Source organism: Kitasatospora sp. NPDC087271, assembly GCF_044744605.1.
GTDB lineage: Bacteria > Actinomycetota > Actinomycetes > Streptomycetales > Streptomycetaceae > Kitasatospora.
Map to the genome: position 1 here is coordinate 161627 of NZ_JBIUYQ010000002.1, position 17737 is coordinate 179363.

A 17737-nucleotide genomic window follows, 5' to 3' on the forward strand; every position below is an offset into this window, starting at 1 on the left:
CACACGAGAAATGACGAGGTCGACATGCATCTACCGTCCTCCGGCTTCAGCGCGCGCCTCAAGCGCGCCGTGACCGGGTCCGCGGACACCCCGCTGGTGTTCCTGGGCAACTTCGAGGTGGAGAACCACTGGGCGCTCGGCGAGCCCGCGCTGCCCCGGGTCGCCTCGCACGCGGGCAGTGCGGTGGTGAACCGCATGGACGAGTTCGCGCTGCTGCTCGGCGGCAAGGACGACCACGTCGTGCTGAAGACCGCCCTGGACGAGGGCTACCGCGGCTACCTGGAGGGCCTCGGCCTGGAGCTGCCCACCGTGCACGTGGTGGCCGGCCAGGACCCGCAGCGCACCGTCAGCGAGGACGCCCTCGCCGACCCCGAGCTGCTGCGCGCGCTGTCCGCCGTCGCCGCCGAGGGCGCCCGGCTGACCGCGCACGGCATCTCCACCGTCGAGGAGGAGCTCGCCGAGCGCACCGGGCTGCGGCTGGGTGCGCCGACCGCCGCGGTCTGCAAGCGGGTCAACAGCAAGGTGTACAGCCGCCGGCTCTCCGACGAGCTGGGCATCCGCCAGGCCCGCGGCTGGGCCTGCGAGACGCTGGAGGAGCTGGCCGAGGCGGTGGCCGCGGCCGGTGAACTGCTGGCGGCGGGCCGCAAGGTGGTGCTGAAGGACGCGTTCGGCGTGTCCGGCAAGGGCATCGTCGTGCTGGACTCCGAGGCCCGGCTGGGCCGGCTGCACCGGATGGCGGTCCAGCAGGCCGAGCGCGCCGCCAAGGCCGCGGGCGGGGCCCCGCGCACCGCGCTGGTGATCGAGGAGTGGGTCGCCAAGCGCTGCGACCTCAACTACCAGTTCACGGTGGGCCGGGACGGCTCCACGCACTTCGACTTCGTCAAGGAGCTGCTGACCGAGGGCGGCGTCCACAAGGGCCACCGGATCCCGGCCCGGCTGACCGACGGGCAGGTCGCCGAGATCGGGGCGACGGCGCTGCGGCTCGGCGAGCGGCTCGCCGCCGACGGCTACTACGGCGTGGTCGGCGTCGACGCGATGGTCGACCCGGACGAGGGCCTGTACCCGGTCATCGAGATCAACGCCCGCAACAACATGTCCACGTACCAGAACGTGGTGCACGAGGGCGGCCTGGCCGGGGCCGACGAGGTCGCCGTCGCCCGGCACTTCCCGCTGCGGCTGACCCGCCCGCTGCCCTTCGCCGAACTGGCCGAGGTGCTGGACGGGCTGCTGCTGACCGAGCGGGGACCGCGCCCGCGCGGCCTGTTCGTGAACAACTACGCCACGGTGAACGCCGCCGCGGGCACCGCCGCCGACACCGAAGCGGACGGCTTCGAGGGCCGGCTGTACGGCGTGCTCGTCGGTGCCTCCGACGAGGAGATCGAGGCGCTCGACACCGACATCACCCGCCGCCTCGCGGCCTACCCGGAACGGAGCTGACCGTGAGCGTCGCATTCGAGGTGCAGGGCCTCGGGATCACCGAGCTCGCCGAGGAGTTCGGCACCCCGCTCTACCTGTACGACGGCGAGGAGATCACCACCCGCTTCCAGGGGCTGCGCGAGGCGCTGCACCCGGCGCTGGAGGTCTTCTACTCGCTCAAGGCGAACCCCAACATCTCCGTCTGCGCGCTGCTGCACAGCCTGGGCTCGCGCGCCGAGGTGTCCTCGCTGACGGAGCTGGTCACCGCCCGCCGGGCCGGGGTCGAGCCGCGCGACATCATCTTCCTCGGCCCGGGCAAGAGCCGCGGCGAGGTGGCGGCCTGCCTGGACGAGGACATCCACGCGATCGTCTGCGAGTCGATCGGCGAGCTGGACCTGATCGACGAGGTGGCCCGCGGGCGCGGGATCACCGCCCGGGTCGCGCTGCGGGTCAACCCGAGCTTCTCGGTGAAGGGTTCGGGCCTGACCATGGGCGGCAAGCCGCGCCAGTTCGGCACCGACGAGGAGCTGCTGCTGGCCGAGGGCAAGGACCTCGCCGGCCGCTACCCCAACATCCGGCTGATGGGCGTCCAGGTGTACCTGGGCACCCGCATCCTGATCGAGGAGTCCGTCGTCGAGAACACCCGGCGGATCCTGGAGCTGGCCGAGCGCCTCTCCACCGAGCTGGGCTTCCCGCTGGAGACGGTCGACGTCGGCGGCGGCCTCGGCATCGCCTACTTCGACAACGAGAAGGACCTCGACGTCGCCGAGCTGACCGCCGGGCTCAACCCGCTGATCGCGGACTTCCGCACCCGGCACCCGGACACCCGCATGATCATGGAGCTGGGCCGCTTCCTGGTCGCCGCGTCCGGCACCTACGTCACCCGGGTGCGCTACACCAAGACCTCGATGGGCGAGAACTTCGCGGTCACCGACGGCGGCACCAACCACCACATGGCGGCCGTCGGCATCGGCTCGTACGTGAAGCGCAACTTCCCGATGGCCGCGCTGGAGCGGCTGGACGAGCCGGCCACCGAGCCCTGGCACATCACCGGCCCGCTCTGCACGCCCAACGACGTCATCGGCAAGAAGGTGCCGATGCCGGCGCTGCGGGCCGGCGAGCTGATCGGGGTGCAGCGCTCCGGCGCGTACGGGCCGACGGCCTCGCCGGTGCACTTCCTCAGCCACGGCTACCCGGCGGAGGTGCTCGTCCTGGACGGGCGGGCGCACCTGATCCGGGAGCGCGACGACGTCGAGGCCATGCTCGGCCGCCAGCGGCTGTACGCGGCCCCCGGCGACGACCAGAACTGACCACCGACCGGCCGACCCACGGCCGGGACCAGCCCGAGGAGAACACCATGAGCGACACCGCCAACACCGTGGCCGACGTGAAGTACGTCGACGCCGTCCGCAAGGGCCTGTCGGAGGTCCTCAACAAGGACGTCTCCGGCGCCGACCCGGGCGTCCGCCTCTTCGACGAGCTGGGCCTGGACTCCAGCAGCGCGCTCGAACTGCTCATCACCATCGAGGAGATCCTCGACGTGCAGTTCGACGCCGACGAGCTGGACATGACCCACTTCGAGACCGTGGGCTCGCTGGCCGGCTTCGTCGCCGCGGAAGCGAGCGCCTAAGCATGTTCCGCGCGACTGCGCCCGTGCGGCGTCCGGCCCCGGCCGGCGCGGACGGCCCGCACGGCACGCCCGGCCCGGCCCCGGCGGCGGTCCTGCCGCGGCTGATCCGGGCCGGCGCCCACACCCCGCCGGGGCCTGGCGCGCCGTACCGGCCGGAGGCCGCGCGGGAGGACTTCTACCGCGAGCTCGGGGCGCTCTACGGCGCGGACTTCGACCGCGAGCAGTTCGCCGCCTCGGGGCGGCGCACCTCGGTGGAACTGGCCCACGGCGCGCTCGACGCGCTGGGCCCGCTGACCGCCGAGGAGTGCCCCGAGGTGGTGGTGGTCGCCTACTCCGCACCGGACTTCGACCACGCCGAGCTGGTCGCCTCCTGCGTGAAGGGGCGGCTGCCGGGCGAGCCGCTCTCCTTCGCCCTGTCCGACCAGGGCGTCCTGGCGCCGTTCAGCGCGCTGCGGGTCGCCGTGGAGTACGCCCGGCGGTGCGGCTGGTCGCGGCTGCTGCTGCTGGTCGTGGACCAGGGCACCCAGCCGTTCCCGCTGCCCGCGACGGGGCAGGGCGCCGTCCACGCGGACGCCGCGGTCGCGCTGCTGATCCACTGGGACGGCGGCGACGCGCCGCTGGGCGGCGCGGCCCAGGGCCTCCCGGAGCCGGGGCTGTTCGCCGGCTGGGACACCTCGGCCGCGCTGGTCACCGGCTCCGGCCTGTCCGACGGCTGTGCTGAACTTCCGACACACGGCGGTCCGTGGACCAAGGTGGCGGCCGGACAGCCCGCCACCGGCGGCTGGGCCGCCCTGCTCGCCGCCGCCGACCGGGACCGCCCGGTGGTGGTGGCCGACTACGACCGGGAACGCGGATTCCTGGCCTACTGCACACTCGACACGGGGGAGTTGGGGGTCCGATGACGGTTCCGGCCGAGGTGCGCGAGCACTGGCAGGAAGCCCGGACGAGCGCGCGCAACGACGGCCTCGTCCCCGCACTGACCCTGCTCTCCCGCGCGCTGTCCCCCGGGGTGGCACCGCGCGGCCCGCGCGGGCACGCCGTGGTCCCGCGCGAACTCCTCGGCGAGTACGCCGAGTTCGGCGACGACGAGGACGGGGACGGGGGCCTGGACCCGGTGCCCGGCCTGGCCGTCCTGAGCCCCGCCGACGCCACCCGGGGCCCCGCCGGCCCCGACGCCCACGACTGGGGCACCGGCCTCGCCTGGCTGCGGCTCGGCGCGTCCGAGCGGCTGCGGGAGGCCTGCCTGGCCTACCTCGCCGGCCGCCAGGTCGAGGGTTCCTCGCTGCTGCTGCAACAGCTGGTCAAGGGCGCGCTCGCCGACGTGCTGATCGACCACCTGGAGATCGAGGGCGTCCTCGACGACCTCGCCGAGGGGCCGGACGACTCCCCGTCGGCCCCCGCCCACCCCCTGGACGGCCCGGCCCTCGCCCGCCTCCAGGCCCAGATCACCCAGGCCGACCGCGCGCTGCTGCGGCTGCTCGGGGCGTACGGTTTCACCGCCGAGGGGCCGGGCCGGGCGGCGTACGCCTCCGAGCTCCTCGCCGACGTGTACTGCGGCTGGCCGGGGCCGGCCGGGGACACGGCACAGAACGTCGACTCCCGGAAGGGGAACGTGTGATCAGCCTGCCCGGCCCGCTGGAAACCACGCACCGGTACGTGCGGCGGTGGGCCGAAGACCTGCGGGCGGGCGCGCTCGACCTCGACCGGGACCCGGACGCCGTCCACCGCTTCCTGGACCTGCCCGCCGTGCGCTTCCTGGCCGGCCACCAGGTGCCGCCGGAGTGGGACCGGGCGTCCGCCGAGGCCGGTGCCGGCCCCGCGCACGGCCTGGCCACCCTGGAGCGGGTCCTGGTGAGCGAGGAACTGGCGCGCGGCGACGCCGGGATGATGCTGGGCGCGCCCGGCGCCTCGATGTGCGGGGTGCTGCTGAGCGTGCTCGGCAGCCAGGCGCAGAAGGACTGGGTGTACGGCCGGCTCGCCGAACGCCCCCGCTGGACCTGCTTCGGCCTCACCGAGCCCGACCGCGGCTCGGCCATCGGCGAGATGACCACCACGCTGACCCCGGTGGGCGACGGCTCGTACGTCCTGGACGGCGAGAAGCGCTACGTCGGCAACGCCGCCCGGGCCGACCTGGGCGCCGTGTTCGCGCGGGTCGCGGGCACCGAGCGGCTCGGCGTGCTGGCCGTCCTGGTGGACACCGCCGACCCCGGCTTCCGGGCGGAGCCGCTGCCCACCCTCGGCCTGCGCGGCGTCCAGCTGACCCGGATCACCCTCGACGGGGTGCACGTGCCCGCCGAACGGGTGCTCGGCGCCCACCTGCCGCCGACCCGGCGGGGGATGTGGAGCATCGTCTCGGTCTTCAACCAGCTCCGCCCGAGCGTGGCCGCGATCGCCCTCGGGATCGCCCGGGCCGCCCACGACTACGTCGCCGAGAACCGCCGGGAACTGCGCGGCGCGGAGCGCGAGCTGTTCGAGTCGCTCGGCCAGCGCATCGACGCGGCCCGCCAGTTGACCTACCGGGCGGCCCTCGCGGTGGACCGCAGGCCGGCCGCCGGGCACCTCTCCTCGGCGGCGAAGGCCCGCGCCTGCGAACTCGCCGAGGACGTCACGATGCGCGCGCCGGGTTTCTTCGGGCCCGGCGCGCGGCTGGACCACCCGCTCCTCGACAAACTCGCCCGGGACGCACGGGGCGTGGAGTTCATGGAGGGGACACGGAACATCCAGAAGCTGAATCTGTTCCAGGGGCTGCACACCGGAAAGGTGGGCCGGTTCTGAACGGGACAGAACAACCGGTCGGTCGGGACACGGTCGAGATCTGGCAGATTCCGCTGACCGGTGGCGAGCACCCGGACCGGCCGGGCGGCGAGGCCGTCCGGGGCGCCCCGGACGGGTACCCGCCGCACCTGGAGGAACTGCTCGACGAGCAGGAGCGGGCCCGCGCCCGGAGCGGACAGCTGCCCGGGCTGCGGCGCCGCTTCGTGCTCGCGCACGCCGCCACCCGGATCGTCCTCGGCGAGCGCCTCGGCCGCCACCCGGCCGGGCTGCGCTTCAGCCGCGGCCCGTGGGGGAAGCCGGCCGTCGAGGACGCGCCGGGCCTGCACTTCAACCTGTCCCACTCGGGCGAGATCGCCCTGCTCGCCCTGGCATCACGGCCGGTCGGCGTGGACGTCGAGCTGGCCCGTGCCGAGCTGGACACCGCCCGGCTGGCCGGTCGCTTCTTCCCCCCGGACGAACGGGAGCTGGTCGCCCGGGACGGGCCCGACGCCTTCACCCGGCTGTGGACCAGGAAGGAGGCGTGCGTGAAGGCCTCGGGCGCCAGACTCACCCAGGGCATGGGGATCCCGGTCGCCCACGACGGACCGGAAGCCACCGTGTACGCACGCTCCGGGCCGTTGCCCGGGCCGTGGAGAGTCACCGACCTGCCGCTGCCCGAGGAATACGCGGGGTCCGTCGCACTGATCGGCGACGGGCCCTTTAACGTGTCCCGGCGGATGTGGTATCAAATTCCGCCCGGGGAATCCGGCGGCAGCCCTCTCGGGTCGGCTGTCAAGTAGAAGAAACTCCCCCTCCAATCGTCGAAGTTGTACCCGTGATCATGCGTCGAAGCGTCACTAGATTCAGTGATGCAGGCGAACGCCGCACCGCACCGGCCGGACTCATAAGTCAGGCCCGTGTCTTGATCCGGGCATTTCTTTTGAGGAGGGGAACGTGATCGTGGAAGGCAGGAACGTGATCACCAGGGCCGCTCGGTGGAGCGCCGTCCACCCCTGGTGGGCGATCGCGCTCTGGGTGGCGTTCGTCGTGGCGGCCCTCGTGGTCGGCGGCGTCACGGGCACCCGGCAGGCCACCACCTCCGACCTCGCCATCGGCCAGTCCGGCCGGGCGGCCGCGATCGCCCGCAGCGGCGGCCTCCAGGAGCGCGCGGTGGAGAACGTCCTCATCACCCCGTGGGGCGGCGGCCGGCTCGACCCCGTCCAGGCGCAGTCCGCGGCCTCGGACGCCACCCGCGACCTGAAGGCCCTCCCCGGCATCAGCTCGATCGACGCTCCGGTGCCCGCACCGGACGGCTCGGCCCTGCTCGTCCCGGTGACCCTCGACGGCGATCCGGAGACCTCCGCCGACCGGGTGCAGCCGCTCATCGACACCGTGGCGAGGACCCACGCGTCGCACACCGAGCTGCGGATGGAACTCGTCGGCGCCGGCTCGATCAAGGCCGGGCTCAACGAGATGCTGAGCAAGGACCTCGGCAAGGCGACCGTGCTGAGCCTGCCGGTGACGCTGCTCGTGATGGTCTTCGTCTTCGGCGCGATCGTCGCCGCGAGCGTCCCGGTCGTCCTCGGCCTGTCCTCGGTGCTCGCCGGGCTGGGCCTGTGGGGGGTGGCCTCCCAACTGGTGCCCGACCCTGGGCCGGTGACGCACGTCATCGTGCTGATGGGCATGGCCATCGGGGTCGACTACTCGCTGTTCTACCTCAAACGCCAGCGCGAGGAGCGGGCGTTGGGCGCCAACAACATCGACGCCATCGAGATCGCGGCCGCCACCTCCGGGCACTCGGTGCTGGTGTCCGGCGTGGTCGTCATGATCTCGATGGGGGCGCTCTACCTCGCCGGGCACATCGCCTTCGAGTCGATGGCCACCGGCGCGGTGCTGGTGGTCGCCATCGCGATCACCTCCTCGCTGACCGTGCTGCCGGCCATGCTGTCCCGGTTCGGCCGCTACCTGGACGCGCCGCGGGTCCCGCTGGTGTGGCGGCTCACCCAGAAGGGCGGGGTCAAGCCGCGGCTGTGGTCGACCATGCTCAAGCCCGCCCTGCGCCACCCGGTGATCGCGCTGGTGCTCTCGGTCGGCGCGCTGCTCGTCCTCGCGCTGCCCGCCCTCGGCCTGAAGCTCAAGGCCACCGGGATCGACGACCTGCCCCGGTCGATCCCGGCGATGCAGGCCAACGAGCGGCTGACCGGCTCCTTCCCGAGCCAGGCCGACACCCACACCGTCGCGGTGAAGGTCCCGGCCGACCGGACGGCGGAACTGGGCGGCGCGGTGGAGGCGCTGGTCGAACGCGCCTCGCAGGACGCCCTCTTCGTGCACAACCCGGCGCCGACCGTCCGCACCTCCCCCGACGGCACGGTCGCCACCATCGCGATCGGCACCCACTTCGACAGCGGCTCCCCGCAGGCCCGCGCCTCGCTGGCCCGGCTGCGCCAGGACCTCGCCCCGCAGACCCTCGGCACGGTCGCGGGCGCCGAGTTCGCGGTCGGCGGCAGCGACGTCGCGTTCGACGTCGACTACCGGGCGAACGTCATGCACAAGATGCCCTGGGTGCTCGGGGTGGCCCTGGTGCTGACCTTCCTGGTGATGACCGTCGCGTTCCGCTCGGTGATGCTCGCGCTGATCACCGTGGTGCTCAACCTGCTGTCCGCGGCGGCCTCCTTCGGCCTGCTCGCGCTGATCTTCCAGCACACCTGGGCGGAGGACCTGCTGCACTTCGAGTCCACCGGCCGGGTGGTGGCCTGGCTGCCGCTGATGCTCTTCGTGATCCTGCTCGGCCTGTCGATGGACTACCACGTCTTCGTGGTCAGCCGGATCCGGGAGGCGGCGCGCGGCGGGCTCTCCGTGAAGGAGGCGGTCGAGCAGGGCATCACCCGCACGGCGGGCGTGGTGACCAGCGCCGCGGTGGTGATGGTCTGCGTGTTCGCCCTGCTGGCCTCGCTGAACTTCATCGAGATGAAGCAGATGGGAGTGGGCATGGCCTGCGCGGTGCTGCTCGACGCGACGGTGATCCGGATCGTCGTCCTGCCGGCCGTGGTCACCCTGCTCGGCTGGAAGACCTTCTGGCCCTCGCGGCTCGCGCGCCAGACCACGACCCGGACCCCGCGGATGCCGGCCATCGTGGCCGCGGCGGCGGCGGCCTCGGCGGCGCGCACGACCCTCCCGTAACACGGGACCCGTCCAACTCGACGGCCGGGGAAGGGCTTAGCCCCTTCCCCGGCCCTTTTCGTGTGCGTTTCGTGCAGGCACCGGCCACAACCAGTCGTGACAAGGGGTTTGACGCCGACTGTCCCGTGGTGGTTTGTTACGGGAGTTGTAGAATCGCATGCGCGTTCGTCGGCACGTGAACGACCTTCCCGGTGACGGGGGGGCACAACTGCCGCCGGACGCACCACGGGGAAGCAGGGGGCGGTCAGGGGGGTGGCCATGCACAGTGACGGCAGCCTCGCCTCGGCGCGCTGGCGCAACGAGCTCACCCGGGTCGGGACGCTGTCCGGACGGGAACGGCAGGTCTTCGACCTGATCGGTGCCGGACACTCCAACCGCGGCATCGCCGCCCGACTGCACGTCACGGAGCGCACGGTGAAGGCGCACGTCGCCAACATCCTCGCGAAACTGGGAGTGGAGTCGCGGCTTCAGGTGGGGTTGGTGGCGCAGGTTCATCAACTCATGTACGAAGGTACATGGCCGGACGACCCAGGCGTGTCCGATACTTGACCAGCGCGAATGATACCCAGGCTTTTCCCCTTTGTCAGGCCACCCCAAACACGTCGACCACTGTTGACGGTGGCCGGGCCGAGGTCACAGGAGAAAGGCTTGTGGCTGGAGTTCACCGCTAGGGACGGGGAATTTGGTGTACATCTCCATATTAGGCCCACTATTGATCGGCGACGGTCAGCGCACCGTAGGTCTACGGGCGAAGAAGAATCGCGTGATGCTCACCATGCTGGCGCTCAACGCCGGCCAGGTGGTCGCGTTCGACGAACTGATCGACGAGCTGTGGGGGGAAGCGCCGCTCAAGAACGCGCGCAACGCCTTGCAGGCCAATGTCAAACGCATGCGCAAGTCGTTGGCGGAACTTGGTCTGGAGGGGCCGGACCAGGAACTCATCCGCACGGTTGACAACGGTTACATGCTCAACGTCTCGGAGGACGCGGTCGACGCGTACCGGTTCCTGCGGACGGCGGAGAAAGGCGCGGGGCTGGTCAGCGACCGGCCGTACGAAGCGATGGACACGCTCCGCAAGTCGCTCGCGATGTGGCGCGGACCGGCCCTGCTCGACACGAGCGACGGGCCCTGGTGCCGGGCCGTCGCGCTGCGTCTGGACGAGCAGCGCAAGACCGCGCGGGAGGACCTCATCTCGGCGCAGCTGCAAGCGGGCGAGGCGGGGGCGGTGGTGGCCGAGCTGAAGCAGTTGCTCGCCCAGTACCCGGAACGCGAGCGGTTCAGCGAGCAGTTGATGATCGCCCTCTACCGGTGCGGCCGGCAGTCGGAGGCCGTCGACATCTTCCACCGCACCCGGAAGTGGCTCGACGACGAGTTGGGGCTCAAACCGAGTCGTCGTCTCCACCACCTCTACCAGGCGATCCTGATGCAGGACCCCTCGCTGTAAGTCCCGTCGGGGCGAGGGCAGTTCGCCCCGACACGCCGACGGCTCCCCTCCTGGGGCGCCGCCGGCGGCCCCGTGACGGCCGGGCCCGGATTCCGGGCCCGGCCGTCCGGTCGTTCAGGACCGGCGCAGCGCGGCGTCGGCCACCGCGCCGATCCGGCCGGCCGCCTCCCGGCCGAGCATCTCCTCGTGGCCGCAGGCGACGTCGTGCACCGTCAGCGCGCCGGTCAGGTGCGCGCGCCAGCGGTCGGCGAGCTCGGCGGCGGGGGCGCCCTGCACCTCGTCGGCGGCGGCGAACAGCAGCAGCGAGCCGTCGAACCGTCCGGGGGTGAACTCCCGGGCGATGTCCGTGTGGTGGCGCATCACCGCCATCAGCCGGCGCAGCTCCCCGTCGTCGATGCCCGTTCCGGTGGCGTGGTGGGCGAGGAAGGCCCCGCGGATCTCCTCGTCGGTCGGGTTGTGGTCGCCCGGCAGCACCGGGAAGACGTCCAGCGCCGCCAGGAAGGCCACCCGCTCGCCCGCCGCCTGGAGCTGCACCGCCATCTCGTGCGCGACCAGCCCGCCGAAGGACCAGCCCAGCAGGTGGTACGGGCCGTGCGGCTGCACCCGGCGGATCCTCGCCAGGTACGTGGCCGCCAGCTCCCTTACGCCCTGCGGCCGTTCCCACTCCCCCTCGGGCGCGGCGACACCGTCGGACTGCAGCGCGTACACCGGCCGGGCCGGGTCGAGGTGCGGGGCCAGCTCCGCGTACGGCAGGCCGAAGCCGACCCCGCCGTGCACGCAGAACAGCGGCTCGGCGGTGCCGCCCGGCCGGATCGGCAGCACCGGCTCCAGCACCGTCGCTGGGAGCCGCTGCGAGGTGGCGGGCCGGGCGGCGGCGGCGAGGGCCGCCACCGTCTTGTGGGTGAAGACGTCGGCCAGCGAGAGCGTGAGCCCGGCCTTCGCGGCCCGGCTGACGATCTGCACCGAGCGCAGGCTGTCGCCGCCGAGGTCGAAGAAGTCCCCGTCGGCGCCGACCTGGTCGAGGCCGAGGATCTCGCCGAAGACCCCGGCGATGACCTCCTCGGCCGGCGTGCCCGGGCGCCGCACCGGGGTCTGCGCGGCGGCGGGCGCGGCACCGGGCGCCGGCAGGGCGCGGGTGTCGAGCTTGCCGTTCGCGGTCAGCGGCAGCGCGGGCAGCGTCACCAGCGCCGCGGGCACCATGTGCGCGGGCAGCGACTCGGCGACGAACGCGCGCAGCACCGGCACGTCGACGGCGGCGACGCCGGGCAGCGGCACCACGTACCCGGTCAGCTGGGGCACGCCGGTGGGCGAGGGCGCGACCTGCACCGCGGCCTGCACGACCACCGGGTGGCGCACCAGCGCGGCCTCGATCTCGCCGAGCTCGATCCGGAAGCCGCGCAGCTTCACCTGGTGGTCCACCCGGCCGACGTAGTCGAGCGTGCCGTCGGCCCGCCAGCGGGCCAGGTCGCCGGTGCGGTACATCCGGGTGCCGGCCGGGCCGTACGGGTCGGCGACGAAGCGCTCGGCGGTGGTGACCGGGCGGCGCAGGTAGCCGTGCGCCAGGCCGGTGCCGGCGATGTACAGCTCGCCGGTGACGCCGACCGGCGCGGGCGCGAGGGCGTCGTCCAGGACGTACAGCCGGTGGTTGTCCAGCGGGCGGCCGATCGGCGGGCGCCCGCCGCCGGCGCGCAGCGGGTCGCTCCAGGTGGCGCAGACCGAGGCCTCGGTCGGGCCGTAGGCGTTGCGGAACTCGGTCAGCGGGGCGAACCGGTCGACCAGCGCGGCCGAGCAGGCCTCGCCGCCGACCAGCAGGTGCAGGCCCTCGGGCAGCACCACGTCCTCGGGCAGGCCGGCCACCACGGTGGGCGGCAGCACCACGTGGTTGACCTGGTGCTCGGCGAGCAGCGCGCCCAGCACCTCGCCGGAGACCCGGCTCTCGTCGGTGGCGACCACCAGGGTGCCGCCCGAGTACAGCGAGACGCCGAGCTCCCAGACGGTGGCGTCGAAGCTGAACGAGGCGAACTGGAGCACCCGGGTGTCCGGCCCCGCGCCCATCCGCGCCTGGTGGTTGGCGGCCAGGTTGGCCGCCCCCAGGTGCGGCACCGCGACGCCCTTGGGGCGGCCGGTGGAGCCCGAGGTGTAGATCACGTAGGCGACGTCCTGCGGGAGGAGCGGCCGGGTGCGGTCGGCGTCGACGGGGTTGCGGTCGGGCCGGCCGGTCAGGTCGGACCGGGTGCGCAGGGAGTCCAGGACCAGCGGGACGACGCCCTCGGGCAGCCCCGGGATCCGGTCGGCGACCGCCTCGACGGTCAGCACCTGGGCGGGCGCCGCGTCGTCGAGCATGTAGGCGATCCGCTCGGCCGGGTACTGCGGGTCGACCGGCAGGTAGGCGGCGCCGGTCTTGAGCACCGCCAGCAGCGCGACCACCAGCGGCGCGGAGCGCGGCATCGCCAGCGCGACCACGTCGCCCGGCCCGACCCCGCGCTCCAGCAGCAGGTGGGCGAGCCGGTTGGCCCGCTCGTTGAGCGCCGCGTAGGACAGCCGCGTCGTCGCCGGGCCGGCCGGCACGCCGTCCGGGCCGATCAGCGCGGGGTGGTCCGGGCCGGCGGCCGCCAGGCCCTCGAACACGGCGGTCAGGGTGACCGGGGTGAACGGGGCGGTCGGGCCGGCCCACTCCTCCAGCAGGACGCGGCGCTCCTCGGCGGTGAGCAGGTCGAGGGCGCTGAGCGGCGCGTCGGGGGTGCGGGCGGCGGAGTCGAGCAGGGTGGCCAGGGCCCGGGCGAGGCGGGCCGCCGTCGCCCCGGTGAACAGGTCCTCGCGGTACTCCAGGCGGATGTCCAGACCGGCCGGGGCGCCGTCCGGACCGGTCCGCTCCAGCACCTGGAAGGACAGGTCGAACTTGGCCGTCGTGCTGCCGATCGGCAGCACCTCGGCGCTCAGGCCGGGCATCGCGGGCAGCGGGTCGGAACTGTTCTCGAAGGCCAGGATCACCTGGAAGAGCGGCTGCCGGCCCATCGAGCGGACCGGGTTGAGCTCCTCCACCAGGTGCTCGAAGGGCAGTTCGGCGTGCCCGTAGGCGGTCAGGTCGGTCTCCCGGACCCGCCCGAGCAGGGCGGTGAACGCCGGGTCGCCCGAGGTGTCGGTGCGCAGCACCACGGTGTTGACGAAGAAGCCGACCAGGTCGCGGACCGCGTCGTCGGTGCGCCCGGCCACCGGGCTGCCGAGCGGGATGTCGGTGCCCGCGCCCAGCCGGGTGAGCAGTGCGGCCAGGCCCGCCTGGACGGCCATGAACAGGCTGGCGCCGCCGCGCCGGGCGAGTTCGGCGAGCCGGGCGTGGGTCTCGGCGGGCACCGTGCACTCGACCTCGGCGCCGCGGTGCCCTGCGCGGGCCGGGCGGGGGAAGTCGGTGGGCAGGTCCAGCTCCTCCGGGATGCCCGCCAGCGCCTCGCGCCAGTGCGCGAGTTCGGCACTGGCCAGGCTGTCCGGGTCGTCCTTGGAGCCGAGCAGTTCGCGCTGCCAGAGCGCGTGGTCGGCGTACTGCACCGGCAGCGGCTCCCAGCGCGGCCCGGCGCCGTCCAGCCGGGCCCGGTAGGCGTCGGAGAGGTCGCGGGCGAGCGGGCCGAGCGACCAGCCGTCGGCGGCGATGTGGTGCACCGTCAGGGCCAGCGCGTGGCTGTCCCGGCCGAGGGTGAACAGCCGGGCCCGCAGCGGCACCTGGGCGGACAGCTCGAAGGGGTGGACGGCCTCGGCGGCCAGCGCCGCCTCCAGCGCGCCCGGCGCCGCCCCGGAGAGGTCCACGACGACCAGCGGGGCGCCGGCCCGCTCCGCCTCCTCGGCGGAGAGCACCAGCTGCGAGGGCAGCCCGTCGGCCTCGGCGAAGACGGTGCGCAGGCTCTCGTGCCGGGCCACCACGTCCCGGACGGCGGCGGCCAGCGCGGCGGCGTCCAGCGGGCCGGTGAGGCGGACCGCCAGCGGGATGTTGTAGCTGCCGGTGGGCCCGTCCATCTTGTCCAGGAACCAGAGCCGCTCCTGGGCGTACGAGAGCGGCACCGAGGACGGCCGGTTCGGGACGGCGCGCAGCGCGGGGCGCCGGGGGGCCGGCTCCGCCGCCTCGGCGGCCGCCGCCGCGTCCGGGTCGAGGGCGCGGGCCAGCGCCTCGGCCGTCCGGGCGTCGAACAGGGCCCGCACCGGGACGTCCACGCCGAGCGCGGCACGCAGCCGGTTGGCGACCCTGGTCGCGGACAGCGAGTGGCCGCCGAGTTCGAAGAAGTCGTCGTCGGCGCCGACCCGGTCGAGCCCGAGGGCCTCCGCGAAGACCGCGCAGAGCAGTTCCTCGCGCTCCCCCGCGGGCTCGCGTCCGGTGCCCGCCCGCTCGTCCGGCGGGGCGGGCAGGGCCTTGCGGTCGACCTTGCCGTTGGGGGTCAGCGGCAGGTCGTCCAGGGGAACGTACACGGCAGGGATCATGTGCGTGGGCAGCACCGATGACGCCCGCTCCCGCAAGCGGTCGCGGTCGATCCCTGCCGGTACGACATAGGCGACCAGGCGGGCGTCCCCCGCCCGGTCGGTGCGGGCCGTGACGACGGCCCGCGTCACTCCGGGCTGCGCCGCGAGCACGGACTCGATCTCGCCGAGCTCGATGCGGTAGCCACGGATCTTCACCTGGTGGTCGCTGCGCCCCGCGTACTCCAGGGCGGTGCCGGCGGCGTCCCAGCGGACGATGTCGCCGGTGCGGTACATCCGCGCGCCGCTCGGGCCGTACGGGTCGGCGACGAAGCGCTCGGCGCTCAGGCCGGGGCGGCCCAGGTAGCCGCGGGCCAGGCCGGTGCCGGCGAGGTAGAGGTCGCCGAAGGTGCCGTCGGGGACGGGGCGCAGCGCGCCGTCCAGGACGTACACCCGGGTGTTGGCGATCGGGCCGCCGATCGGCGGCGGCCCGGCCTCGGCGCCGGTCAGCGGCGCGGCGGTGGACCAGATGGTGGTCTCGGTCGGGCCGTACACGTTGGTCACGGACGCGCAGTGCGCGGTGAGGGTGCGGGCCAGCGGCTCGGGCAGCGCCTCTCCGCCGACCAGGGCGCGCAGGCCGGCCAGCCGGGGGGCGTGGTCGGCGGCGAGCGACTGCCAGAGGCTGGGGGTGGCCTGCAGCAGGGTGGCGTCCAGGCCGGTGACGGCGTCCGCCAGGGCGGCCGGGTCGCGGACCGTCTCGCGGTCGGCGACCAGCAGTTCGGCGCCGGCGGCGAGCGGGACGAACAGCTCCAGGTTGGCGATGTCGAAGCCGAAGGTGGTGACGGCGAGGAAGCGGTCCTCGGTGGTCACTTCGAAGCGGGCGACCATGTCCTCGACCAGGTTGACCAGCGCCCGGTGCGGCACCACGACGCCCTTGGGGCGGCCGGTGGAGCCCGAGGTGTAGATCACGTACGCGGGGTGGTCGGCGCGCGGGGCCGTGCCCGGTACGCGCTGCCCGGGCGCACCGGTCGCGGCGTCCGGGCCGTCCAGCACCCACAGCTCGCCGGTGTTCATCTCGCCTTCGGCGGCTACGGCGGCTTCGGCGGCGAGGAGTTCGCGCACCCGGCGGTGGGTGAGCGTGACCACCGGGGCGGCGTCGGCGAGCATGTAGCGCAGCCGGTCGGCCGGGTAGTCCGGGTCCAGCGGCAGGTAGGCCGCGCCGGACTTGAGGACGGCCAGGGCGGCCACCACCAGGTCGCAGGAGCGGTCCAGCGCGATCGCCACCACCTGCTCCGGGCCGGCCCCGGCGGCGTGCAGGGCGTGCGCCAGCGCGTCGGCGCGGGCGTGCAGTTCGCGGTAGGTCAGGCGCTCCTCGCCGCAGCGCACGGCGGGCGCGTCCGGGGTGCGGGCGGCCCGGGCGGCCAGCAGCGGGGCCAGCCAGTCGCCGGGCAGCGGCGCCCCGGTGGCGTTGCGGGCCTCGGTGATCTCGGCGCGCTCGGCCTCGTCCAGGACGTCCAGCCGGCCGCACGGCTCGTCGGGCCGGGCGACGGCGGCGGCCAGCAGCCGGGCGAAGCGCCGCCCGACCAGTTCGGCCTCGGCCCGGGTGACCAGCGCGGGCACGTGGTTGACGGCGAGGCCGAACGGGGTGCCGGGGAAGACCGTGAGGGTGACCGGGAAGTGGGTGGCGGAGCGGACGTCGGCGCCGGTCACCCGGGGGCCGGTGCCGGTGGCCAGCGGCAGGCCGCCCATCGGGTAGTTCTGGAACATCAGGGCGGTGTCGAAGAGTTCACCGCGCACGGCGGTGAGCTGCTGGACCTCCGCCAGGGTCAGGTGCTCGTGCGCCAGCAGCGCGGTCTGCGACCGCTGCACGTCGGCGAAGAGCTCGGCCGGGGTGCGGGCCGGGTCGACGTCCACCCGGACCGGGAGCGTGTTGGCGAACAGGCCCACCATCCGCTCGACGTCCGGGACCTCGGCCGGCCGGCCGGAGGTGACCGCGCCGAACAGCACGGTGTCCTGGCCGGTCAGCCGGGACAGCAGCAGCGCCCAGCAGCCCTGCACCACCGCGTTGACGGTCAGGCCGCGCGAGCGGGCGAAGCCGGTCAGCGCGGCGGAGACCTCGGGGGTCAGCTCCAGCGGGACGGCCTGCGGCAGCGCGGCCGCACCGGCGGCCCGGTCGCGGCCGGCCGGCACCAGCCGGGTCGGGTCGACGACCCCGGCCAGGGCGGCGGTCCAGGCCTGCCGGGCGGCCTCCTTGTCCTGCGCGCCCAGCCAGGCCAGGTGCGCCTGGTAGCGGGCCGCGCCGGCCTGCGGCTGCCTGGCGGGGGCGCCGCCGGCCTTCAGCTCCTCGGCGAGCGCGGCGAGTTCGCCGATCAGCGAGACCATCGACCAGCCGTCCACCAGGATGTGGTGGACGGTCCAGACCAGCCGGCAGCGACCGCCCTCGGCGCGGGCCAGGGTGAGCCGCTGGAGCGGCGGGCGGGCGAGGTCGAAGCGGCGCAGCCGGTCCTCCTCGGCGAGCCGGTCGAACTCCGCCTCCGGCCCGGCCGCGCCGGCCGCCACCGCGACCTCGCGCCACGGCAGTTCGACCGACGTGGGGATCACCTGGATCGCCTCGCCGTTCTTGCGGTGCCGGAAGCAGGCCTTCAGGTTGGGGTGCCGTTCCAGGAGCAGGCCCGCCGCGGTGCGCAGCGCGGCGGCATCGGCGTCGGTCAGCTCGTCCAGGTCGAGGACCAGCTGAATGGTGTAGACGTCCGTCCCCTCACGGTCGTACTCCGAGAGAAAGAGCAGTCCCTGTTGCAGCGGCGAGAGCGGAAGGACTTCACTGATGGCGGACGGCCGATTCAAACCGGGCTCCTCGTGGAAGGCCTGCAAGT

Annotated in this window: 11 protein-coding genes; 10 read left to right on the forward strand and 1 reads right to left on the reverse strand. The window is 74.1% G+C overall.

The window, feature by feature from the left end; translation table 11 throughout:
- Positions 1-24 precede the first annotated feature (24 nt).
- The 10 genes from ACIO9K_RS04035 (at position 25) to ACIO9K_RS04080 (ending at position 10424) form a co-directional block, all read left to right on the forward strand.
- A complete protein-coding gene (locus tag ACIO9K_RS04035) occupies positions 25-1437 on the forward strand; it encodes a hypothetical protein (RefSeq protein ID WP_363582464.1) in 1413 nt (470 codons plus the stop codon).
- Between the two features lie 2 nt (positions 1438-1439).
- Complete coding sequence (locus tag ACIO9K_RS04040) at positions 1440-2726, forward strand: type III PLP-dependent enzyme (protein WP_363617643.1); 1287 nt, start codon at positions 1440-1442, stop codon at positions 2724-2726.
- A gap of 47 nt (positions 2727-2773) precedes the next feature.
- Complete coding sequence (locus ACIO9K_RS04045) at positions 2774-3046, forward strand: acyl carrier protein (RefSeq protein ID WP_063348736.1); 273 nt, start codon at positions 2774-2776, stop codon at positions 3044-3046.
- A 2-nt stretch (positions 3047-3048) separates the two neighbouring features.
- A complete protein-coding gene (locus ACIO9K_RS04050; RefSeq protein ID WP_400326892.1) occupies positions 3049-3948 on the forward strand; it encodes a hypothetical protein in 900 nt (299 codons plus the stop codon).
- Positions 3945-4664, forward strand: a complete 720-nt coding sequence (locus ACIO9K_RS04055; protein WP_363617639.1) for a hypothetical protein — start codon at positions 3945-3947, stop codon at positions 4662-4664. The genes ACIO9K_RS04050 and ACIO9K_RS04055 overlap by 4 nt, the downstream gene beginning before the upstream one ends.
- The gene (locus ACIO9K_RS04060; protein WP_363582472.1) at positions 4661-5821 is read left to right on the forward strand and encodes an acyl-CoA dehydrogenase family protein; all 1161 of its coding nucleotides are present in this window, start codon (positions 4661-4663) and stop codon (positions 5819-5821) included. Before ACIO9K_RS04055 ends, ACIO9K_RS04060 begins: the two co-directional genes overlap by 4 nt.
- 203 nt (positions 5822-6024) lie before the next feature.
- On the forward strand, positions 6025-6600 hold the full coding sequence (locus tag ACIO9K_RS04065; RefSeq protein WP_363582474.1) for a 4'-phosphopantetheinyl transferase superfamily protein: 576 nt from the start codon (positions 6025-6027) through the stop codon (positions 6598-6600).
- Positions 6601-6754: 154 nt separating this feature from the next.
- Positions 6755-8980: an MMPL family transporter gene (locus tag ACIO9K_RS04070; RefSeq protein WP_400326897.1), complete on the forward strand. Its 2226-nt coding sequence runs from the start codon at positions 6755-6757 to the stop codon at positions 8978-8980.
- Between the two features lie 258 nt (positions 8981-9238).
- Positions 9239-9529 (forward strand): helix-turn-helix transcriptional regulator, encoded by a 291-nt coding sequence (locus ACIO9K_RS04075; protein ID WP_107453059.1) that lies wholly within the window; start codon positions 9239-9241, stop codon positions 9527-9529.
- A gap of 136 nt (positions 9530-9665) precedes the next feature.
- A complete protein-coding gene (locus tag ACIO9K_RS04080; RefSeq protein ID WP_363582478.1) occupies positions 9666-10424 on the forward strand; it encodes an AfsR/SARP family transcriptional regulator in 759 nt (252 codons plus the stop codon).
- A 114-nt stretch (positions 10425-10538) separates the two neighbouring features.
- Here ACIO9K_RS04080 and ACIO9K_RS04085 read toward each other — a convergent pair whose 3' ends face one another.
- On the reverse strand, positions 10539-17708 hold the full coding sequence (locus ACIO9K_RS04085; protein WP_400326901.1) for an amino acid adenylation domain-containing protein: 7170 nt from the start codon (positions 17706-17708) through the stop codon (positions 10539-10541).
- Positions 17709-17737 lie beyond the last annotated feature (29 nt).